General features: G+C 64.9%; 19 protein-coding genes and 1 pseudogene. 7 read left to right on the top strand and 13 right to left on the bottom strand.

The annotated features are described in order from the left end of the window. Positions 1–14 precede the first annotated feature (14 nt). The 4 genes from ABZ803_RS12695 to ABZ803_RS12680 all read right to left on the bottom strand — a co-directional run bounded on the left by ABZ803_RS12695 (position 15) and on the right by ABZ803_RS12680 (position 5,232). Positions 15–1,409: an ATP-binding protein gene (locus ABZ803_RS12695; RefSeq protein WP_357036163.1), complete on the bottom strand. Its 1,395-nt coding sequence runs from the start codon at positions 1,407–1,409 to the stop codon at positions 15–17. Between the two features lie 62 nt (positions 1,410–1,471). Beyond that, positions 1,472–3,085, bottom strand: coding sequence for a hypothetical protein (locus tag ABZ803_RS12690; protein ID WP_357036160.1), 1,614 nt, complete (start codon positions 3,083–3,085; stop codon positions 1,472–1,474). A gap of 243 nt (positions 3,086–3,328) precedes the next feature. Continuing rightward, a complete protein-coding gene (locus ABZ803_RS12685) occupies positions 3,329–4,372 on the bottom strand; it encodes a transglycosylase SLT domain-containing protein (protein WP_357036157.1) in 1,044 nt (347 codons plus the stop codon). Between the two features lie 221 nt (positions 4,373–4,593). Then, a complete protein-coding gene (locus ABZ803_RS12680; protein WP_357036154.1) occupies positions 4,594–5,232 on the bottom strand; it encodes a TetR/AcrR family transcriptional regulator in 639 nt (212 codons plus the stop codon). 113 nt (positions 5,233–5,345) lie between these two features. Here ABZ803_RS12680 and ABZ803_RS12675 point away from each other — a divergent pair, with 113 nt between their 5' ends. Together ABZ803_RS12675 and ABZ803_RS12670 are read left to right on the top strand one after the other, a co-directional pair. Then, a complete protein-coding gene (locus ABZ803_RS12675; RefSeq protein WP_357036151.1) occupies positions 5,346–6,785 on the top strand; it encodes a cytochrome P450 in 1,440 nt (479 codons plus the stop codon). 168 nt (positions 6,786–6,953) lie between these two features. Next, positions 6,954–7,571: a hypothetical protein gene (locus tag ABZ803_RS12670; RefSeq protein WP_357036148.1), complete on the top strand. Its 618-nt coding sequence runs from the start codon at positions 6,954–6,956 to the stop codon at positions 7,569–7,571. Here ABZ803_RS12670 and ABZ803_RS12665 read toward each other — a convergent pair. Together ABZ803_RS12665 and ABZ803_RS12660 are read right to left on the bottom strand one after the other, a co-directional pair. Next, the gene (locus ABZ803_RS12665; protein WP_357036145.1) at positions 7,568–8,224 is read right to left on the bottom strand and encodes an HAD family hydrolase; all 657 of its coding nucleotides are present in this window, start codon (positions 8,222–8,224) and stop codon (positions 7,568–7,570) included. The genes ABZ803_RS12670 and ABZ803_RS12665 overlap by 4 nt on opposite strands. A gap of 134 nt (positions 8,225–8,358) precedes the next feature. Continuing rightward, entirely contained in the window at positions 8,359–9,015 is a 657-nt protein-coding gene (locus tag ABZ803_RS12660) for an AAA family ATPase (protein ID WP_357036142.1), read from the bottom strand. Between the two features lie 123 nt (positions 9,016–9,138). On the opposite strand from ABZ803_RS12660, the gene ABZ803_RS12655 reads away from it, so the two are divergent. Further along, a complete protein-coding gene (locus ABZ803_RS12655; protein ID WP_357036139.1) occupies positions 9,139–10,002 on the top strand; it encodes an alpha/beta hydrolase in 864 nt (287 codons plus the stop codon). Positions 10,003–10,308: 306 nt separating this feature from the next. Here the strand turns inward: ABZ803_RS12655 and ABZ803_RS12650 are convergent, their stop codons facing one another. Then, positions 10,309–11,232, bottom strand: a complete 924-nt coding sequence (locus tag ABZ803_RS12650; protein ID WP_357036136.1) for an NADP-dependent oxidoreductase — start codon at positions 11,230–11,232, stop codon at positions 10,309–10,311. Between the two features lie 73 nt (positions 11,233–11,305). Then, positions 11,306–12,043 carry an SDR family oxidoreductase gene (locus ABZ803_RS12645; protein ID WP_357036133.1) on the bottom strand — a complete coding sequence of 246 codons (738 nt, stop codon included), beginning with the start codon at positions 12,041–12,043 and terminating at the stop codon, positions 11,306–11,308. A 151-nt stretch (positions 12,044–12,194) separates the two neighbouring features. On the opposite strand from ABZ803_RS12645, the pseudogene ABZ803_RS12640 reads away from it, so the two are divergent. Then, positions 12,195–12,344 (top strand): annotated as a pseudogene (locus ABZ803_RS12640) (LysR family transcriptional regulator); the annotation flags it as partial. A gap of 97 nt (positions 12,345–12,441) precedes the next feature. Beyond that, complete coding sequence (locus tag ABZ803_RS12635; RefSeq protein ID WP_357036130.1) at positions 12,442–13,215, top strand: DUF5984 family protein; 774 nt, start codon at positions 12,442–12,444, stop codon at positions 13,213–13,215. Between the two features lie 173 nt (positions 13,216–13,388). Here the strand turns inward: ABZ803_RS12635 and ABZ803_RS12630 are convergent, their stop codons facing one another. Further along, positions 13,389–13,886, bottom strand: coding sequence for a hypothetical protein (locus ABZ803_RS12630; protein WP_357036127.1), 498 nt, complete (start codon positions 13,884–13,886; stop codon positions 13,389–13,391). Between the two features lie 15 nt (positions 13,887–13,901). After that, positions 13,902–14,300: a VOC family protein gene (locus tag ABZ803_RS12625; protein WP_357036369.1), complete on the bottom strand. Its 399-nt coding sequence runs from the start codon at positions 14,298–14,300 to the stop codon at positions 13,902–13,904. Between the two features lie 103 nt (positions 14,301–14,403). Between ABZ803_RS12625 and ABZ803_RS12620 the strand changes: the two genes are divergently transcribed. Further along, entirely contained in the window at positions 14,404–15,417 is a 1,014-nt protein-coding gene (locus ABZ803_RS12620) for a YafY family protein (RefSeq protein WP_357036124.1), read from the top strand. Between the two features lie 180 nt (positions 15,418–15,597). Here the strand turns inward: ABZ803_RS12620 and ABZ803_RS12615 are convergent, their stop codons facing one another. From ABZ803_RS12615 to ABZ803_RS12605, 3 genes are all read right to left on the bottom strand, one after another. Continuing rightward, on the bottom strand, positions 15,598–15,996 hold the full coding sequence (locus tag ABZ803_RS12615) for a hypothetical protein (RefSeq protein ID WP_357036121.1): 399 nt from the start codon (positions 15,994–15,996) through the stop codon (positions 15,598–15,600). Beyond that, positions 15,996–16,838 (bottom strand): MerR family transcriptional regulator, encoded by an 843-nt coding sequence (locus ABZ803_RS12610; protein WP_357036118.1) that lies wholly within the window; start codon positions 16,836–16,838, stop codon positions 15,996–15,998. Before ABZ803_RS12610 ends, ABZ803_RS12615 begins: the two co-directional genes overlap by 1 nt. 339 nt (positions 16,839–17,177) lie before the next feature. Continuing rightward, the gene (locus tag ABZ803_RS12605; RefSeq protein WP_357036115.1) at positions 17,178–17,948 is read right to left on the bottom strand and encodes a GIY-YIG nuclease family protein; all 771 of its coding nucleotides are present in this window, start codon (positions 17,946–17,948) and stop codon (positions 17,178–17,180) included. 502 nt (positions 17,949–18,450) lie between these two features. On the opposite strand from ABZ803_RS12605, the gene ABZ803_RS12600 reads away from it, so the two are divergent. Next, entirely contained in the window at positions 18,451–19,416 is a 966-nt protein-coding gene (locus tag ABZ803_RS12600; protein ID WP_357036111.1) for a pentapeptide repeat-containing protein, read from the top strand. Positions 19,417–19,982: the final 566 nt, after the last annotated feature.

The raw sequence follows: 19,982 nt of genomic DNA, 5'->3' as shown, positions 1-19,982 counted from the left end.
GGGAACGACGGCGGTCATCGGCCGTACACCGCCAAGCCGTCGTCGGAGTCTTTCGCGATCTGACGGGCCAGGTACAGCGCCTCCAGGGCGAACTCGACGGCCGAGGCGATCCGCGGCGGCGGATCGGCCGCGTCGACGCCGAGCCGCTCGGCGACTTCGTGCAGCACGGGCAGTTCGGGCAGGGCCGAGAGCACTTCCTCCCCGGGGACGCGTTCGCCGGTGGTGACCAGATGTCCGTCGCCGACCGCCTCGGCCAGTGGCCGCAGGTTCAGGCCGCCCAGCAACGCCCGCGCCGTCTCGGAGAACGAGCGGCGCAGCAGGTGGGTGAGATGTTCCTGCTCACGCCCCTCCTCACCGGATTCGAACTCGAGCTTGCCGCGCAACACCGCGGGGACGGACTCGAGGTCGACGGGCCGCGCCACCGCGGGACTCTCCCCCGTCACCGCCGACCTGCGCAGCGCCGCCGCCGCCACCGTCTCGGCCGCGGCCACGGCGAAGCGCGCGGACACCCCCGAGCGCTGGTCGATCGCGGACGACTCGCGCAGCTGCCGCACGAACCGGGCGAGCACCTCGATCAGCGGATCGCCCACCTCGGCCACCAGTTCGGCCTCCTGGCGCACCAGCGCCACCTCGGCCTCGACGCTGAGCGGATAGTGGGTGCGGATCTCCGCACCGAAACGGTCCTTCAGCGGTGTGATGATGCGTCCGCGGTTCGTGTAGTCCTCCGGGTTGGCGGTGGCCACGAGCAATACGTCCAGCGGCAGGCGCAGCGTATAGCCGCGGACCTGGATATCGCGTTCCTCCATCACGTTCAGCAGCGCGACCTGGATGCGTTCGGCGAGATCGGGCAGCTCGTTGATCGCCACGATGCCGCGATGCGCGCGCGGGACGAGACCGAAGTGAATCGTCTCGGGATCACCGAGACTGCGCCCCTCGGCCACCTTGACCGGGTCGACATCACCGATCAGGTCGCCGACGGAGGTGTCGGGCGTGGCGAGCTTCTCGGCGTACCGCTCCGAGCGATGCCGCCACGCGACGGGCAGGTCGTCGCCGAGTTCCGCGGCCAGCCGCCGACCGACTGGGCTGATCGGGTCGAGCGGGTGTTCGCCCAGCTCGGCCCCTGCGATCACGGGCGTCCATTCGTCCAGCAAGCCGACCAGGGACCGCAGCAGCCGAGTCTTGCCCTGGCCGCGCTCACCGAGCAGCACGACGTCGTGCCCCGCCAGCAGCGCGCGTTCCAGCTGCGGCACCACCGTCCGGTCGAACCCGACGATGCCGGGCCATGGATCGCCGCCGGAACTCAGCAGCGCGAGCAGGTTCTCGCGGATCTCGGTCTTCACGCCACGCGGCAGGTAGCCGGCCGAACGCAGGTCGCCCGCGGTTGTGGGCAGGTGTGCGGGAACTTTCACGAATTCGACGCTACGTCCATTTCGCCCTCGGGTCGACCGGGAAACAAGCGCGGGACGCCGGACTACCGGGTAGTCAGCTGAGGTTCGCTGATCGCGCGCGGCGCTGTCGCGGCGGACATGTCGTCGGCGTCGTGCGCGATCGGTGATCCGTTCGCCGCCACGACCGAGGTGACCGGTTCCATCCGCGCCGGGCGATCCATGTCGTCCGCACCGGGTGCGTAGTGCTGGACCACGCCCGCGTCGAGCGGCTCCAGCGCACGGACATTCGATTCGGGGTGCGTCTCGGCAGTCTCCGAGTCGTGCTCCCCATCGGCCCCGCGCGCCGTAACCGCCTCCGCCACATCGTCGGCGAACGACGCCTCCGCGGTCTCCCCTGGCACGCCGTGCTCGTCGGCCGTCTCCGCGGTTTCCGCGGCGTTCGGTTCGGGTGCGGCAGCGGCGGGATCCTCCACCGGTTGCTCGCCGGGCTTGCTGAATCGAATCCGGTTGAGCGTCTGACGCACCGCCGCTGCCAATCGCGCGTCCAGCACGGCTTCGTCCGCGGTGGCCTCGACAGGCGCTTCCGAACCGCCCTCCGCGACGGGAGACCGTTCGATCGCGGGAAACGGCGTCGTGGCCAGCCACAGCTCCGTGAGTTCCGGAGCGGGAGCGGGCGGTGAACTCTCGGCGGGCTGCCCCGCTGCGACCGGAGAGCCTTGTTCCTGCTGCGTAGCGTCGGGGCACGGTCCCGCGACAACCGCGCCCTCTGGAGCCGACACCGGCTGTGGTGCAGCGGCGGGTTGCTGAACAGTCGCCGCGGGCTCCATGAGAATGCTGGGCAGGATCTGGTTTCCGGCTCCGCCGACCTGGGTGAGCGCCGCCAGTCGTTCCTGGAGATCTTCGTGATCGGGCACGGCGGCGGTCGCTTGCTCGATCGCGCGGCCGTATCGCTCTGCGACGAGCCGGTGGGTGACGAGCGCGACACCGATCATGATCGGTGCGATCGCGTGGATACCGATCCCGGCCATGTCGCCCGTCCGGAAGTACGGGAACGTGTTCAGCGCGATACTCGCCGTCAGCAAGACGCCCTCGACGGTGTAGACCTGCCACAGCCGATCGATCACCCCCCACTCGGCGGTATCCCCGGTGGACAGCATCAGCGCGACGAGTACCGCGCTGATCAAGGCTTCCAGGCCGTACGACAGCCAGAACATCGGATTCGTCGCGCCGCCGGTCGGCGCGATGTTCTGCTGCACGGTGACCGCGGAGAACAGCATCGAGAACGCGACCACACCGGCGAGCAGTCCCAGCACCCGCGGCTTGCGCTGGTGCAGGCGAGCGACTTTCGCGTGCGGGCTGCTGCTGTGGCGCTGTTCACCGATCGCCTGCGCGGCCCGCAGCAGATCGGCGGCCTCGCGTTCGGCCAACTCGGCGGCCGTGCGCCGCACGCGCTCCGCGGCATCGGCGGCCGCCTGGATACGCGCCCGCTTCTCGTGGCGTTCGTAGTCGCGCACGAGCTCGGCCAACTCGCGGGAGGCGGCGAGCTCACGCTCCGACAATGCTTCCAGCAGCGCCGGATCGTCCTGGTGGGCCAACCGCTCATGCGCGATCTGCACCCGGTCCGGCAGCGCACCGGCCACCAGGTCATCCACCGGCGGCGCACCCGTGGGCGCGTTGGTCGTGAAACGACGGAACATCAGCAAAGAACCTTTCCGACGATCGAGTGTTCCAGACGCAGCGCGCCATAGCTGCCTCGGCCGTCGACCACTACCGCCGAACCGGACGATCGACCCGGCCCAGACGGAAAAGATAACCCGTCATCGAAATCCGTTCGACCCGACGAGCAAACAGGACCGAATGGAGTACACCGCCGGGCAGCGGGACGAACCGCCCAGCACAGAACTCGGGCCACAACGCGGACCCGCACTCGGAGTCCGTACTCAGTAGCCTTTCGGCGAACGGTTCGGATCTGCCTGCTGAACCTTCGCTTGCAGGTCGTGGCCGTCCCGTGAGACACCGTACCGTTCCATGACATAGTTCATGCTGGCGGCGACATTGGCCACCGGGTCGTGAATGTTGCTGGAGGTTCCGGCCACGTGATAGGCCTGGAAGGTGCCGGGGATGGTCTGCGTAAGTCCCCTGGACGCCCGTCCGGCGGCGGCGTTGCTGTCCCAGTTGTTGACCGCGTTGGGGTTTCCGTTCGATTCCCGTTCGATCAGGACCTGGTAGCCGCGCTTCCAGTACTCGCGGGCCGCCGGATCGGTGATGCCGAGCGCGTCGAGCGCGCCCTCGATGGCGGCGTCGACCGAGACATTGCCTTGATATCTGGCGTAATCGGCGGTCGTCGCGGCGGGCACGAAGCCAGGGCCGGGCGAGTAGCTGCGCTGCATGTAGTTGCTCGGCACGTAGTTGCTCGGCATGGGGCTGCTGCCCGCGGACGTCGGGGTGTACGTCGGGGCGGAGCCTGTGATGTCGTTCGCGTGGGTCTGGACTTTGTCGTTGGCTTTCTCGATCTCGTCGTTCACCTTGTCGACCGTCTTCAGTACGGCGTTCTCCACCCTCTTTTGGAGATCAGGGTCTACGAACTCCTTGCCCGGACTCGGCTTCGGAACGTCGCGCAGGACTGCTTGCAGATCTTCGACGTGTTGCTTGACCGCCGCGAAAGCGCCGCTGGAGATGTCGTAGGTGCCGTAAGCGGAGAGGTCGACACTCTCGTCCTGCTTGTGGATCTCGCTTTTGATGGTGTCGAATTCACGCACCCGGCTGGAGTAGCCCTCGGCCATGACGGACTTGTCCTCGTCGCCGGTGACGAGCTTCTCGTCGCGCAGCATCTTCAACAGATCCGGGGCCTGCGAGGGCGTACCGGTCGCCAGCAGATCCGCGGAGGTCTGAATACCCTCCTGCACCGCCGCGAGGAACTCCTTGAATCCGGGGCGCATGCCGGCGGGCGGGTCGAGCTTCACCACCCAGCGCTCAGGACTCATCGCAGCACCCGATCCCGGGCCGGCCGCCGATCTGCGAACAACATCATCACCTCACGCCTGACAACCCTCATCAGGCCACACGCGGCCTGGCACTGCGACACTGCCGAGTATCGCGCAGCGCGGAAACGCCCATTCCCGACTCTGGGAGTAGCCGCCACGAGTCTTCGCCTCTCGGTTCGCATCGACGTGCAGACAGCCACCATCGACGGCGGAGCGAGTGCTCACGGGCGTACATGGTCCCCGAGGTAGTGCCCGGCGAGGATGTCGCCGAGACGGGTGGTCTGCTCGATGAGACCCGGAATGTCTATCGCGACGGCGCCCGCCCGCCAGGCGCTGGTCAGTTCCACGAATCCGCCGACGGCCATCAGCGCCGTGCGATGGAACTCCTCGCGGTCCACACCGGCGCGGAGATACGGTTCCAGGCCCGTCGCGAGCAAGTCCGCGGCGAGGAGTACCAGATCGTGGCGGCGGCGTTCCAGTATCGCGCTGCCCGCGTGATCACCGAAGAGAACCTGGCTGCGACGGGGATCCTCCGCGAAGCCGAGGACCACCGCCTCGACCGCGCGATGCAGCACCTCCAGCGGCGGCGATTCGCGCCGGTCACCGATCGCGGCGACCAGAGTGGCAGTCGTCTCGTCCCGCACGTGGTCCCAGGCAGCGGCGAGCAGTTCTTCCCGATCGGCGAAACTCTCGCGAAAATACCGATCGTTCAAGCCGGCTCGTGCGCAGACGCTACGCAGGCTGACCGCCGCCCAGCCGCTGTCCGCCCAGACATCGATCGCGGCGTCGATCAACCGTTCACGGCGGGCGGCGCGGCGCGCCTCGACGGTCCGGCCGCCCCAGGTCGATGGGCTGGTCATGACTCCATCTTGACAAGCACACACCCAGTGCGAGTCAATTGGTGACGGACCGTCACCAATTTGTGGCGAGCCGGATCGCTTCGAACCTTCGCAGCGCCGCGAAAGGACGCCACATGCACGCAGGAATTCTCCGCAGGCTCCAGGAGTACGCCGCCGACCTGGCGGATCACTATCCCGCCCCCACGACTGCGCTCGCCCAACCGCCGGCCGGGAGCAACCTGCTGCCGGTGCTGGGAGATGCGGGGCCGCCGTTGATCGGACATTCACTGCGCGTTTACAGCGATCCGATCACGTGGGGACGCAACGCCTTCGAGAAGTACGGCGAAGTGTCGTGGACGAACCTCTTCGGCCGCCGAGCGGTCAACGTACTCGGCCCCGCAGCGCTGGAAGTCGTCTGGAGCAACAAGGACAAGGTCTTCTCCAGCGAGAAGGGGTGGGAGTACTGGATCGGGCCGTTCTTCCGGCGCGGCATCATGCTGCTGGACTTCGATGAGCACCTGCACCACAGGCGCATCATGCAGCAGGCCTTCACTCGGCCGCGGCTGATCAGCTACCTCGACCTGATGCGGCCGGGCATCGAGCGGGAACTCGGGTCCTGGCGCCCGGAGCCGGGATTCCTGTTGTACGACAACGTGAAACAGATGCTGCTCAACCTCGCGACCGAGGTCTTCGTGGGTGCGAAGCTCGGGCCGGAGGCCAAGCGGCTCGAGCACGCCTTCGAGCACACCGTGGTCGGCGGGCAGGCGTTGATCCGGGCATCTATACCCGGCGGCACCTGGTCGCGCGGACTACACGGCCGAGCGCTGCTCGAGCAGTACTTCCGCGCCCAACTGTCCGCCAAACGCGCCGGCGACGGCTCCGACTTGTTCAGCGTGCTGTGCCACGCCACGAGCGACACCGGGGAGACCTTCACCGACGACGACGTCGTCAACCACATGATCTTCGTTTTGATGGCGGCACACGACACCAGCGCCGTCACGTTGTCCATGCTCACCTACCTGCTCGGTAAGAATCCGCACTGGCAGGAGCGGCTGCGCGCGGAAGCGATCGCGCTGGGCAAGGAGCATCTCGACTACGACGACTTGGAGCGGCTGCCGTCGCTGGACCTGGCATTCAAGGAAACACTGCGGATGTACGCGCCCGCGGGTGTGTTGATGCGTCAGGCGATCGCGGACACCGAGATCCTGGGTCGCTACGTTCCGGCCGGCACCGACATCATCATCGGCGCGTACCCCTCCATGCGATTGGCCCGGTGGTGGCCCCGCCCGGACGAATTCGATCCGGAGCGCTTCGCCGAGCACCGCCGCGAGGACCGGATTCATCGATATGCCTGGTCGCCGTTCGGCGGCGGCACGCACAAGTGCATCGGTCTGCATTTCGGTGGCATGACCGTGAAGTCGATCATGCACCGAATGCTGCTGCGGTACGAGTGGAGCGTCCCTGTCGACTACCAGGTGCCACTCACCTGGGGCACCGGCCCCACCCCCGACGATGGCCTCCCGATCAACCTGCGGCATCGACACGCACACAGCTCGGCGTTCTCAGCGGCGTGACGAACCGGCTCTGCGTCGACCGGAACCGCTGTGCGGGTGACGCGATGCGTGCCGCGTTGCTGCCCCGGTCATGGACGCGGTGGAGATTCCGAGCCGAGTCTCGTACTCGCACTTCAAGCTGCGCACGAAGCTGGAGATTCACTTCTCGGCGCGGCTGCGCTCGCGCACATGGCATTCGCACCAGCGTTCTCGGGAGACCCATCTCGCGCCGAGGAAGCTCGTGAAAGACTGCGTGCCGCACGCGCTTTCGCGAGCAGAGGCAACGCCAACGCCGAGACGATGGCTTGGCTGGACGCTGTCGAGGCTGAGGTCGAAACTCGGTTCGGTGATCCACGTCGGGCGCTTGCCCTCATCCATCACGCCGAGAAAATCTATAACGAACACGATAGCGACTCACATCCGTCGCCGGAGTGGTTCGACTGGTTTTCCCCAGTCCGGCTCGCAGGCTTCAAGGGAAACACGCTCATCCTTGCCGGCAGAGGCCGCGAAGCTCACGAGACTTTGGAGCAAGTACTCAGCGTCCTGCCTGATGCGGACGCGAAACAGAGGTCGATCTATCTTGCCGACGCGGCCGCCGCAGCCGTGCTGGAGAAGAACCCCGAGCTGGCGTGCCGCTACCTCGAGGAAGCCCTTGATCTACTTGCACACAACTGGTATGCGACTGCGCTGGATCGAATCAAGTCTGTGCGTCAAACTCTCACACAGTGGGATTCCATACCCCCGGTTCGAGAACTCGATGCCCGGTTGTACGACTGGCATACAACCGTCAGTTCATTGGTCGGCTAACCGGCGGAATTCTCTGTCGCGACGATGTTCGCCAGTTCGTTGAGATCGCTGATCTGCCAATCGGACAGATCAGCGACTTCCTTTTTGTTGCGGTGGATCCACCCCCAAGGACCCCTCACCAGATAGGCCGTTCGCATACCGGCCTGTTTCGCAGGAGCCACATCGTTATCGATGCGGTCGCCGACGTAGATGATCTCTTCCGCTGGTCGGCCCGCCGCCGCAATAACCTTGTCGAAAAACTCGAGCGAAGGCTTTTGCACACCCCAGTCGTCAGAGGTAGCGATGAAGTCAGCGGGCAGGTCCAGCCCCCGAAGCAGTGCTCCCGCGCGGACCGTTTGATTCCCGGCGATCCCAACCCGAACCCCCATCTCACGCAGCTTCGACAACGCGGGCCGCGCATCGGGATAGAGATCGTCCTCGCCGAACCACTCAGCCTGTCCCGCGTCAGCTCGTGCTTGCCGTTCCTTGTCCAGCTCGAACCCGGGACGGAAGATTTGGAACGTCTCGCGGTAGTCGAGACCGGTTGCGATGACTGCTCCGAACGCCGCCGCGAACGTATGCCTGGGCACGCCGAGCCAGTCCGCCCACGTTCCATACTCTCGAGTCTCGTCGACTAGCGTCTCTCCGACGTCGAAGACAACCGCGGCAATCACGAGCCAACTGTACCTTGCCGCATCGAACCGAATTTCGGAAACATTCAACTCACGTATTTCAGCTCGCCGCTACAACTGCCACTGGCCAACGCCCTGTAATGCCGTGTTCCGAATGCGCCTTGGGCACTTGCGGCTCAGAGCCCGAGTACCTGGCCGACCCTATTGGTCAGCTCCTCCTCGGACACGGTGTCGACGTCGATGACGGGAAGTCCGAGGCGGGTGCTCTCCGCGCGGAGACGGTTGGTGAACAACCGATCACGTTCGAGCAGATTTCGTGCAGCACGCTCCGGATCACGGGTCTTGCCCGGGATCTCCCAGCCGCGCTTATCGAACGCTGCCCGGCGGAACGCCGGTGAGGGAAGCAACCACACACCGCGGCTGCGCTCGGTGAGCAGCGGAGCGACCAGATGCGGCAACAGGCGGAATCCCTCGGCGATGACACCGGTTTCGGAGAATGAACACAACAGGTCGTCCACGATGAAATGGAATCCTTCCCCCCGGTACCAGTGGAAGGTGTCGAGCATCGTCTCCGGTGACCGGTCCACCCAGCGTTCATCCATACTCATCGCCGCGAATCTGCTCAGCCAGGGTGAGTTCTCCCGTGTGCTGCGCGCAGCGTGCTCGCGCATGGCGTCGTCGGTCGAGTACACGCGCAAGCCGTGCCGGGCGGCGAGATTGCCCGCGATTGTCGATTTGCCTGCACCGCTGCCCCCACCGATCCAATAGATATGGCGCAGTCGTGCGCGCAGCGCGGCTGCGGTACGAGGCTGTTCGTGTTCGTCGGCACCCATTCGACCAAGCTATCCATCGACGCCGGCGATGCGCACACGGTGGACATAATCCGGCTACACCGATGACTTTCGGGTGAATCTGTCGTCAATTCCGGTGGGTATACCGACAGACAGGAGTCAGGGATGACGAGACCGTTTCGATCGGGCATGGCCTCGGTGCGGGCGAACGGTGTGGATCTGGGCATCGAGAGCTTCGGCCGCGCGGACGATCCGCTGATCCTGCTGGTCGGCGGCACAACGATGTTGTCCTGGCCCGACGCGCTGTGCGAGCGGCTCGCGTCGGGCGGGCGGCGCGTGGTCCGCTACGACCTGCGCGACTCCGGTGCGTCGACGACTCTCGACCCGGAAAATCCGGCCTACGACCTGCGAGACCTCGCCGCCGACGCGGCCGCGCTGGTCGAGGTGTTCGGTGCCGGGACCGCCCATCTCGGTGGCGTCGGCGTCGGCGGGATGGTCGCTCAGATCGCCGCACTGGACCACCCGGACATGTTCGCCGCACTGACCCTCGTCGGCACCCGGCCGGTGGCGCCGGGCCCGGTCGACGAGGACCTGCCCGACCACGACCCCGCGGTCATGGCCGCGCTGTTCTCCCGCCCGCTGCCGGACTGGACCGACCGGGACGCTGTCGCGGCGTTCGCCGCCGAGGGGGGCGAGCCGATGGGCAACGATCGGGAGGAAGCGCGGGCGACGGCGGCGCGAATCTGGGACCGGACGCCGTCGAGCGATCCCGCGGTGCACCAGGCGAATCAGCTCGGGATGGTGTTCTCCCGGATCGATTGCGCGCCGCGCTGGCGGGGCCGGCTCGGTGAACTCGAGGTGCCCACGCTCGTGGTGCACGGTCGCGCCGACCCGTTCTTCCCGGTCGGCAACGGCGAGGTCCTCGCCGCCGAAATCCCCGGGGCACGACTGCTCGTCCTCGACGACATGGGTACCGCTCTGCGACACACCGCCGCCGACCAGGTCGCTTCCGCCATGCTCGCCCTGTAACCGCCAATTGGGAGGCATCCTGAGCCGACGGAACGCACGGCGCTCGACTCGCGTTCCGAAGCCCGAATAACCTCACCGCGCTACGCACCGATGCGACTCCCTCCCGTCGGCGCCGACTTCGGACCGACCCGCCGGCCGCATCACCCAGTTGGCTCCAGTGGACTCGAGTGCGCGCTCGTAGCCGGATATCGGATGTGTCGTCGGGTTGTAGCGGTCCCCAGGATGGCCGACTGGACAGCCCCGACGGGATTCATCCTGCGGTTGAGCATTGCCTCTCGGAGCAGTGCTGCATTGTGTTGGCGCGGGTTAGGGCTCGAGCACGATTTTGCCATGGGTGTGTCGACGTTCGAGTTCGGTGTAGGCCTGGCGGACATGTGTCAACGGGTAGACATTGGCGATCGGGACTTCGAGGTGTCCCTCAGCGATCAGGGCGGCCAATTCGGCGAGTACCTCGGCACCCGGCCTGGCAGTGGTTCCGGGTTCGGTCATGACTCCGTACTTCGCGGCCGCAGCGAAATCGGCGATGGTGTCGATCCGCTCGACCGCGACGCCGAGAGCAAGGGCCAGTTCGACGTAGCCGCCGCCGTGGGTGTCGATAAAGGCATTGATGCCGCCCGGTGCGGCGGCCTTGATCCGGTCGATGACGCCGTCACCATATACGACCGGTATCACGCCGTGGCTTTGCAGCCACTCGTGGTTGTGCTGGCTCGCCAGGCCGATGACCCTGGCTCCGGCACGGCGCGCGAGCTGAACAGCGAGCGAGCCGACTCCTCCGGCTGCTGCGGAGACGACAACGGTCTCCCCCTTGTCGAGTCGCACGGAATGTACTGCACCCCAGGCAGTCACCCCGGCGACGTACAGGCCGCCAGCCACCTCCCATGAGACGTTGCGCGGTTTGGGTGTGAGGTTGTCGACGTCGACCACGACCAACTCGGCTTGGGCGGCCCGCTTCTCGGAGAACCCGATAACCTCGTCGCCGACCGAGAATCGGTCGACTCCCACGCCGACTTCCGCGACAACCCCGGCGAGATCGCTGCCCTGCCCGGACGGAAAGGTCGAGGGAAAGATGCCAGCCATCGCGCCGGTTCGGATGGCGGCCTCACCGGGGTTGATACCTGCCGCTTCGACCCGCACGAGGACCTGCTCGTCTCCGGGCACAGGACAGTCGATCTCGTCGACCCGCAAGACCTCGATTCCGCCGAACTCGTCGTATCTGACTGCCTTTGTCATTGTCGTGCTTCTCCTCCGACGCGCGACGCGCGGCTGACTTCGAGAACGGGAATCGTGGCCACCGGTGTACCCGTCACCAGGGCACCGTCCCGGCGTCGTCGAAGAATCCGCCGGTCGGGCCGTCGTCGGGCAGGGTCGCTAGATGAATCGCGATGGCCGCACCCTGTTGCGGTGTACGGACGCCGCGAAAACCGTTGAGGTCGGTAGCGGTGAAACCGGGGCAACCGCTGTTGATCAAAATTTTGGTGTCGCTCAGCTCTTTGACGTATTGGATCGTAACGGCGTTGAGAAACGTCTTCGATGCCATGTATGCGGTGATGGCAAAAGAACCGATCTCGGTACCGGGCAAACCGGGCGTGGTTTGCAGGGTGAGAGAACCGACGCTACTGGACATGTTTACGATGCGCGGAGATGCGGAATCGCGCAGCATCGGCAGCATCGCGTTGGTGACCCGGATGACGCCGATCACGTTGGTTTCCACGACGCTCCGCAGGGTCGCGGGATCTACCGTGGCGGGTGTCTGTGGATGATCGCCGACGATCGCCGCGTTATTGACCAGAACGTCCAGACCTCCAGCGTGGTCGGCGATAAAATCGGCCGCCTCGGTCACACTGGTATCGTCGGTCACGTCGAGCGGCACACCGAATGCATCGGTCCCGGCCGCGCGCAGCTTCTCCACCGCGGTGTCGCGGCGTTGCCGATCGCGCGCGCCCACACCGATTCGCCAGCCGAGCGCGCCCAGGCCAGCGGCGATCTCGTATCCGATTCCCTTGTTCGCGCCGGTCACCAGCGCAGTCATCTGTTCACTCACACCGCCGATCCTGCTGCGGTTCCGGGTGCAGCGTCCAAGACCGATCGGGTGGGCGTCGATACCGCACGGGTATTGGTCGTGGTCATCGCCGTCCACCACGACTCGGTGCAGACGCGCAAGATTGCGATAATTCGTCGCCGTCGCCGAGGAGTTGCACTTCGTGCGGGCGGCACAACGGCTCGCGATCGCGCAACCGCCACTATCGCGAGCCATCCAGCAGCTCGAGCGGCGGCTCGGAGTCGTCCTGCTGCACTGCACCGCTCGCGCCATCGCCCTGACCGAGGCCGGGGCGGCGCTGCTGCGGGGGAAGTGGTCAGTGAACGTACATCCCCACGGTGATCGACCCCGCCGATCTACGAGATGTGGTCGACAGCACGCGGGGTGTGTTGAATCGGGGCATGATGCGTGTCCGGTTCGAGTTGGCGCCCCTCGAGAAGGTCGTTCCGTGGGGAGAGCATCACCGTCTGCATTGGTTCGGGCTCACCCAGGGGTGGTACTGCCTGGAGGTTGGTGGTGTCGAGCTGCTGAGATACGCGGCGCCGACTACGAACTCGATAAGTGATGGCAGCGCTACCGTGGCGTCGTGGGTGGACTATTACGTGGTGCGGCTGTGGGAGGATCTGCTCGCTGTTCTGCCCTCGGCCCTCGAGCCGGTACCGGATGATTTGGCGGAGTTCTTCGCCGCCGGCGCCGAGGAGTGGGTCGACACCGGCGATCCGGATCTCCTCGAAAATTCAGCGGTCTACGCCGCCTCCGAGGCGTACGGCGTGCGCTGGACCGACACCTCGTATCTGCGATTCGGGCCCGCGTTTCGGTGGTGGCGCACCCTCGGCCCCGCCGACACGGTCACTGTGGCGTGGCAGTTCACACCAGATCCCGATGGTGAGATCACGTTCTCCGCGCCGCTGTCGGGCCAGAGGACGATCCGTACGGAGGAATTCGTCTCCGCTGTAACCGATTTCGACCACGAACTGCTGCAAGCCATGCAAGAGCGTGTGGACCGCCTGACTGTAGCCGGTGCCCTCCCGGGGATCGACCTCGATATCCCTGCGCTGATTTGGGAACAGGAGCAGCGCCGCACGTGGTTGCCGCAGGCGTTGACGCGGCAGGAGGACACCGACTGGGCCGCTGTACGTGCAGGCGCGGCGATCCTGGCTCCGCATCTGTCGTGAACACACGGGAGCCCCCCACCGGGTACCTGGGATGATCCTGGCCGGGATCAAGCCGCACCGCCAGTCTTAAATAGCCGCATACCGCGCTGACCGAACCGGCCGGCGCGGTATTACCGAACATCGACTGATCTCAGGGATTCACTCGGCGAACGGCAGCGTGTGGCCACCACCTTTCACGCGGCGTGCAGAGCCGCGGCAACCTTGCGGGTCATCTCGTTGACGACGGGGCCCGGCTGACCGTTGCGGCTCGTTGCCGCAGCGGCTTCGAGGGCGATCAGCACGGTGGTGCGGAAGTTGTCGGCCTCGGCGCGATCATGCTGGTCGAGCAGAGCCACCGCGGCGGCCAGAGCCGGCAGCACCTTGTCGGCGAGTTCGGCGACGGTCTTGCCGGTCAGGTGGATGTCCTTGGACTTCGCGTTCAGCACGTGCCCGACCCGGCCGGTCGCCGACGTCAACGCGATAGTGCCTGCGGTGGCGGCCTTGTGGGGCCTATCGGAGGCGGCGGCGAGCAAGGAGACCGCGCCGTAGGCGGCAGAGCGGACAGTGGCCTTGTCCTGGTCGGTCAGGGTGAGCCACGTATCGCGCCGACCGAACCGGCCGGAGAGACGACCGAGCCTCCACCCGGACACCGGTTGGGGGCTCGATGAAGTCGCTACCAGCTGCGCGCTCATGCCGATGAGCGGATGTCAACCGGCGAACTTCGCGGCGGCCTGCGCGGTGACCGGGGTGAAGAGGTTGATCAGGTTGCCGTCGGGATCGCGAAACAGCAACGACCGGTTCCCCCACGGCATCGTCGTGGGCTCGTTGACGAAATCCTCGACCGTATCTCGCAACCGCCGGTAATCGGCATCGACGTCGGGGACCAGGAATTCGATGATCGCGGTGTGATTGTCGCCTGGGTGCGCACCGCCCGCAGCGAACAGCGCCACGGTGCGGGTGCTTCCGATCGCGAGGGTGCCGGCCGGTGTCACGATCTCGGCGAAATCCGGTGTAGCCCAGTTTGCTTCGACGCCGGTCACATGCTGATAGAAACTGACCAGCCGCTGGATGTCGTCAGTGATCAGACGGATCGAGACGAGCTTCATTGTGTGCTCCTGCTGTCGGATGAGGCGGAGGTTCCACCGCCGCACGCCACGGTAGAGCCGATACCGGACAGTTTCCGCCCGGTATGGATGCGAGAATTTCCCGATGACGCGCCCCACCGCCCGAGTGCTGGCCCTGCTCGAGCTGTTGCAGACCGGCGGTACCCATACCGTCGGCGAACTCGCCGGACGGCTCGGCGTCGATGAACGCACCGTCAGGCGATACGTCACCCATCTCACTGACCTGGATATCCCGGTCCGATCGGTGCGGGGCCGCTACGGGGGATACCGGCTCGCTCCCGGATACCGAATGCCACCGCTGATGCTGACCGACGACGAGGCGGTGGCCGTGTTACTCGGGCTCCTCACCAGCCGCGGCGCCGACCGGCCGACAGCGGCCGCCCGCGCAGCCGACAGCGCGACGGCCAAACTCCGCCGCGTCCTACCCCCACGTCTGACGGCCCGGCTGGACGCACTGATCAAGACCGTCGAATTCACCGCCGACGCGCGCCCGGAAGTGGCTGTCGAGACCGCCGTCCTGCTCCGGCTCGCCGAGGCCACCCGCGAGCACCGACCGGTCGCAATCGGGTACACCGACCGAAACGGGCGGTCCAGCCAACGGACCGTGCACCCCTACGGGCTCATCGACCACTCCGGCCGGTGGTATCTGACAGGGATGGACAGCAACAGCGACGAACTACGCCATTTCCGGCTGGACCGCATCACCGCAGTGAGCACACAGCCCGGAACATTCGCTCCACCCACCGGATTCGAGCCAGCCGCTCATCTGCTGTCCGCATTGGCCAACGCGCCATATCGGCACGAGGTATCGATCCGAGTCCAGGGCACATTCACCCAGGTCCGCCCGCTGCTCCCTGCGACGATCGCGACTGTGCATGAGATCGACTCGCAGCCCGCCGACACCAACCCGTGGGTCCGGATCCGAATCCGCGCCGAACAGCTCGACTGGATTCCCGCCCTCCTCGTCGGCCTGAACCGCCCGTTCATCATCGAGCACCCCGACACGCTCAACGACGCCGTACGCGCCCTGGCCCGCCGACTCACCGCGGCCGCCGACGGCCGCTACCAACCCATAGGTAGCAGCCCGGACGCTCGGTAATGCCGCGTACCACGCCGACCGAACCGGTCAGCGTACGGTGACGGCGAAACGACTGAGCCCCCACTACGCCGTGCACTGGCCGCTACGCCCTCTCGGCTCGACGGTACCGGCCCGGTTGTGACAGTTTCGGGATCCCTGCTTGTCTTTGCGGTCGTTGCTGATCTGCTGTGACAAGCAGAATCAGCCGATGAAGGGATTACCCCAGCCGTCGCCGAATGCGGCGATGATCATCGCTGCGCCGATGGAGCAGGGAATGATCCCGAACCCGGCCAGGAATCGCATCGTGGCGGAGTTCCAGCCTCGAAAGTGCATGCGTACGGTGCTGACGATCGCGGTCACTGCCCAGATGGCGAGCGCGAGAATCGATCCCACCGGTAGGGCCCAGAAGTACAGGACGCCGACCAACGCCAGGGTGAAGAAGAACACCAATGCGAAACCCGACACGACACCGAGGATCACGCCCCAGCAGTACCCGATCCAGGTCAAGACGGTTCCTCGCGCACCCGCCTGATTCTGTAGTGCTCGTTTGCCCCAATCCAGGTCAGTGTTCGTGACAGGGGAGTCGAAGTGTGCGTTCATCACAACTCCTGGGTGCGATCGGCAGCCAGGAATCGGTCTACCGCTTCGATGTCGTCGTCGCCGGTTTCGAGCAGGCGCTCGTTGAGGATAGGTATCGAGCCGTCCAGCCAGACAGGGCGTTCGCCGTTCGCGGGCAGCAGTTCGTGTCGTTCGACGAATTGTTCGGCTAGGTGACGGACCGATTCTCGCAAGGCGCTGACGACTACTCCTTCGGCCAGGCCGGTCAATTCCTGCAGGAGTGCCCGGATCCGGTCGAGTTGGTCGGTCTCGGAGCTGGCGGCCTGGATGCGAGGCCACAGCGTGCGCTCGAAGATGTCGCCGAAGTCGGCTGCGATCTGGTCGGTGTGTGTACGTAACTGGACGATCTGGTCGAGCACCTCACTCGGCGGTAAATCTAGTTCGGCGACCCGCAGGCCGCTGGTGAGCGCCCAGCGTCGCGTCTGCGGCCGTCCGCGCCTCCACCGGATCAATCCGAGCTGAGTTGCCTTGCGCAGCAAGCTGGGTCGCAGACCTTTGGGCTTGATCATCAGTCGGATATCGCCCAAGCTGAGCGGTACCCAATCTTCGGGCCCGCCAGGCAACGCGAGCAGATCGGCGACTGTCGCCCCCTGCTCGCGTGCGGTCAACAGTTCGGCGATCGAGGTGAGTGAGAAGCCGCGGTCCTGCAGGCGCTGCACTAATTCGAGACGTTGGAGGTGTGAGCTGTCGTAGCGCGCGGTGCGGCCGACTCGGCGTGGTGCATGCAGCAACCCCTTCGACTGATACATGCGCACGGTGCTGGTCGGCACTCCAGCCCGCGCGGCGACCTGCTCGACGGTGAGGTCTGTATCGGTCGTTCGCATGAGTCGAGCATCGCGGGACATACTTCGCTAGTCAATACTGTTCTAGTAAATGCTCGAATAGTCTCAAGTGAGGACGGCCGCAGGGGGACTGATCCGCATACCTGTGCACAGCCAGTAGTTCGACCAGGATCGAACGTCCTGACCTTCCGCATACCGCGCTGACCGAACCCGCCAGCGGACGGTGCCGACGGAGCGAGTGAGCCCCCGCCCGGATACCGGACGGAGGCTCAGCAGAGTCTCCACCAGCAGCGATACGTGCGCTGCCCTACTTCTTCGCAGACGCTGATCCGCTACACGTTGAAGCGGAACTCGACCACGATGGCGTCGAATATCTGCACGTCAAACGCCCTGCTCAGAGTTCGACTCGCGTTCCGAAACCAAATAACCTCTGCGTTGCATCCATGGGCCAGACTGGGCCGCCTCCTCGCCTTCCGCCCATAGGATCAGGTCGATGAGTTCGTCTGGAGACGTCGAAAACCACTCCGCCCCAGGTGCATCGACCTTGCGACCACGCATCACGAACACACCATGAATCATGGCCTCAACCGAAACCGAGTGCTCGGTCCTGTAGACCAGCGCAATGATCGGAATCTCAGGAAGGGCCGTACCGACCTGCGAAAGCACTCGAGAGGCCACATCGCCAGATGTTCTGCCGACCTTGATCGGCCAGATCGATTCGCCGGTCGCTTCCGCGAGCTTCCGGTACGTCGGGAAGTAGTACGCGTAGATGGATTCTGACCCGGTTCCCAGCACAGCCTCGTACGGAAGCTCATCAAGGAATGTCTCCTCGATCTCCTCTGCAAGATCGTCATCCGTGACGGCTGGTCTCGCATCATCAGCGGCGCTCCCGAGAATCCGCCAAAGACCGTAACCGCCGGTTCTTTCGATCTTCCGCTGAGACTCCAGCGTGACCAGAGCCTTCTTGCCCTGCGCCTTTAGGTTGGACTGTGAATTCGAACCGCCATGTTCGATGTGATAGCGCATGGCCGATTGGACGAGGTCCCTGGTCCGTATAACGGCCCCTGGCTCGTGGGTGCGAAGGATGTTCTCAGCGAGGATGTTCGGCGTCAGCGGAAGGCCGCGGTACTGGTAAGGCTCCTCCGAGGTCATCGGACTACTTCTTCGCAGAGGCTAATCCGCTTCAATATTCGACCCCGTTGACATCCCATACCTGCACGTCAAACCCCCTGCTCACACATCGCGTCACGTTCCGAAGCAGAATAACCTCTGCGCCTCTCCTCAACCCAACCAGCGCCGGCGCCTCGTGAGATCCGACGCTCCGGCCGCACCGTCCGGCTAACTCTAGCGAACTCAAGTGCGCGCTCATGCCGATGTGCGCGCATCGCACAAGGCAAGCCGAGGTCCTTCGGCCCAAGCGAAAGTCTGCCGTTGGATCGACATTGTGTGCGTCGAAGCCGGGCGGGTTCGCCGGGTCCGCTTCGTAGGTGCTGCCGACCCAGCAGTGATCTTCCAGTCCGACCACGGCGGCTTGAGCAGGGCTGCCGCAGCGTATCAGTGCGGTGCCGCGAGTGGTGGGTGACTGTCGGCGGGATGTGGTACATCAACTGTCGTGAGTGTTTCAAGCCCTGCCCGCACGGTGCGGCGGCCAATAATGTTGATCACATCCCTCCTGCTCGGTGCGTCGTCCGTCGTCATCCTGATTTCGCTAGTTGCCACACACTCATCACGCGCATTTTGGAGCGTGGCCGCCCAGCCCTTAGCGACGGTTTTCACCGGAACAGGCGCAATCGTGGCCGCCGGTCTCGTGCTTCTCAATGGGCACCTCGGCCGCAAGCAGGAAAGGGGTCAGCACGCCGACAAGGAGCACCGCGAACGGATCAGTACCTTGCACGGTCGGTACTCGACGATCGCTGGCCACATGGCGGATAAGTCGCACACTACAAGGCTTTTTGGTGTGCATGCACTGCTTGCGTTGGCCGACGATTGGGAAGATATCGGCCACGACAGGCAGAAAGATGTCTGCATCGGCATCTTGATAGATTATTTGCGGCATCCCATACCATTTACCGGCGCAAGGAATGCCAATGCCGACGAGCTGGGTGAACCGCAGGTGCGTCAAACAATTATTCGCGCTATTGCAGACCGCCGAGTGCTTCGAATCGAAGATACCGGTGAATCAGTACTCAAGGCTGAACAGTGGATGTTCTCCAAAGAATCGAATCTTGCCCACATATCATTGGCGGGCTGCGATTTGTCGCAAATCCGACTGCGTGGAGCCTACCTGGGGAACGCAGACCTTCGAGGCGCGAATTTTGAAGGGTGCGAGTTGCGAGAAGCCAATCTGAACAGTTCAAACCTTTCGGCCGCCTGCTTCTCTCTGACTGATTTGGAGGGCGCAAACTTGGTTGGAGCAAACGTTACGGGTGCATCCTTGGTGGCGGCTTATCTTGATGGAGCTACATTGTTTAATGCGACCTATTCCCAGACGACCTCTTGGCCCGATGGGAGTACACCGCCCGAGTCATCTCTCTTTATCCAGACTGGTGAGCGTCAGGCAAATGTGCAGTGCCAGTGGTGCGGACGCTCGCATGGCAGAGATGCCGCAGGACCGATGTGAGACCAGTACGCCCGCTCGCAACACAACCGATTCCTCGCTACACAATCGCAGATGACGAGAGCTGTCAGAAACTCAGAGCTGGCTTCAGCTCACTCAAGTGCGCGCTCATGCCGCACCGCGCTGACCGAACGGGCCAGCGCGGGGTGCCGACGACCGAAACCTGCTGCAGCGATACACGCGTTGCCCTACTTCTTCGCAGACGCTAATCCGCTACGGAACTCGACCGCCTTGACATCGATCACCTGTTGTGCGATGAACTACTGAGTAATAATCATTGAAGGACCGGCCGAACCGAAACGCCTTGCTGCGCAACAGGTCCCATCGCCTTGCCTGTCGATAGTCTCGCAGTGTACGTTGCAGAGGTTGGATCGTGATACGAACTGGCCCGTCCCGTGACGCGCCGGCAGGCGACATCGGCTCCGCCGACGAACTTGCCTCCGCGATCGAAGGTAAAGCCCGGCAACGAATCTCTCGGATGTACGAACGAGATCGGAAGCTGCGCTTGCGAAAAATCCGGCAGTCAAGGATCGAGCGCGGCAGCATCGCCTGTGAGGCCTGCGGGTACA

Origin of the sequence: Nocardia sp. NPDC047648, assembly GCF_040642815.1 — a bacterium.
In the GTDB taxonomy this organism is placed as follows: Bacteria; Actinomycetota; Actinomycetes; order Mycobacteriales; family Mycobacteriaceae; genus Nocardia; species Nocardia gamkensis.
Note: the sequence above shows the minus strand (reverse complement) of the source record. Positions and strands in the feature narration are given on the sequence as shown.

What these genes read in the sequence shown, in the direction of transcription:
- ABZ803_RS12605 (WP_357036115.1), bottom strand. Translation starts at nt 17,948, where the DNA reads ATGACCTCGGAGGAGCCTTACCAGTACCGCGGCCTTCCGCTGACGCCG.
- ABZ803_RS12615 (WP_357036121.1), bottom strand. Translation starts at nt 15,996, where the DNA reads ATGAACGCACACTTCGACTCCCCTGTCACGAACACTGACCTGGATTGG.
- ABZ803_RS12600 (WP_357036111.1), top strand. Translation starts at nt 18,451, where the DNA reads ATGTTGATCACATCCCTCCTGCTCGGTGCGTCGTCCGTCGTCATCCTG.
- ABZ803_RS12655 (WP_357036139.1), top strand. Translation starts at nt 9,139, where the DNA reads ATGACGAGACCGTTTCGATCGGGCATGGCCTCGGTGCGGGCGAACGGT.
- ABZ803_RS12675 (WP_357036151.1), top strand. Translation starts at nt 5,346, where the DNA reads ATGCACGCAGGAATTCTCCGCAGGCTCCAGGAGTACGCCGCCGACCTG.
- ABZ803_RS12660 (WP_357036142.1), bottom strand. Translation starts at nt 9,015, where the DNA reads ATGGGTGCCGACGAACACGAACAGCCTCGTACCGCAGCCGCGCTGCGC.
- ABZ803_RS12690 (WP_357036160.1), bottom strand. Translation starts at nt 3,085, where the DNA reads ATGTTCCGTCGTTTCACGACCAACGCGCCCACGGGTGCGCCGCCGGTG.
- ABZ803_RS12635 (WP_357036130.1), top strand. Translation starts at nt 12,442, where the DNA reads ATGATGCGTGTCCGGTTCGAGTTGGCGCCCCTCGAGAAGGTCGTTCCG.
- ABZ803_RS12650 (WP_357036136.1), bottom strand. Translation starts at nt 11,232, where the DNA reads ATGACAAAGGCAGTCAGATACGACGAGTTCGGCGGAATCGAGGTCTTG.
- ABZ803_RS12685 (WP_357036157.1), bottom strand. Translation starts at nt 4,372, where the DNA reads ATGAGTCCTGAGCGCTGGGTGGTGAAGCTCGACCCGCCCGCCGGCATG.
- ABZ803_RS12625 (WP_357036369.1), bottom strand. Translation starts at nt 14,300, where the DNA reads ATGAAGCTCGTCTCGATCCGTCTGATCACTGACGACATCCAGCGGCTG.
- ABZ803_RS12620 (WP_357036124.1), top strand. Translation starts at nt 14,404, where the DNA reads ATGACGCGCCCCACCGCCCGAGTGCTGGCCCTGCTCGAGCTGTTGCAG.
- ABZ803_RS12680 (WP_357036154.1), bottom strand. Translation starts at nt 5,232, where the DNA reads ATGACCAGCCCATCGACCTGGGGCGGCCGGACCGTCGAGGCGCGCCGC.
- ABZ803_RS12630 (WP_357036127.1), bottom strand. Translation starts at nt 13,886, where the DNA reads ATGAGCGCGCAGCTGGTAGCGACTTCATCGAGCCCCCAACCGGTGTCC.
- ABZ803_RS12670 (WP_357036148.1), top strand. Translation starts at nt 6,954, where the DNA reads ATGGCATTCGCACCAGCGTTCTCGGGAGACCCATCTCGCGCCGAGGAA.
- ABZ803_RS12610 (WP_357036118.1), bottom strand. Translation starts at nt 16,838, where the DNA reads ATGCGAACGACCGATACAGACCTCACCGTCGAGCAGGTCGCCGCGCGG.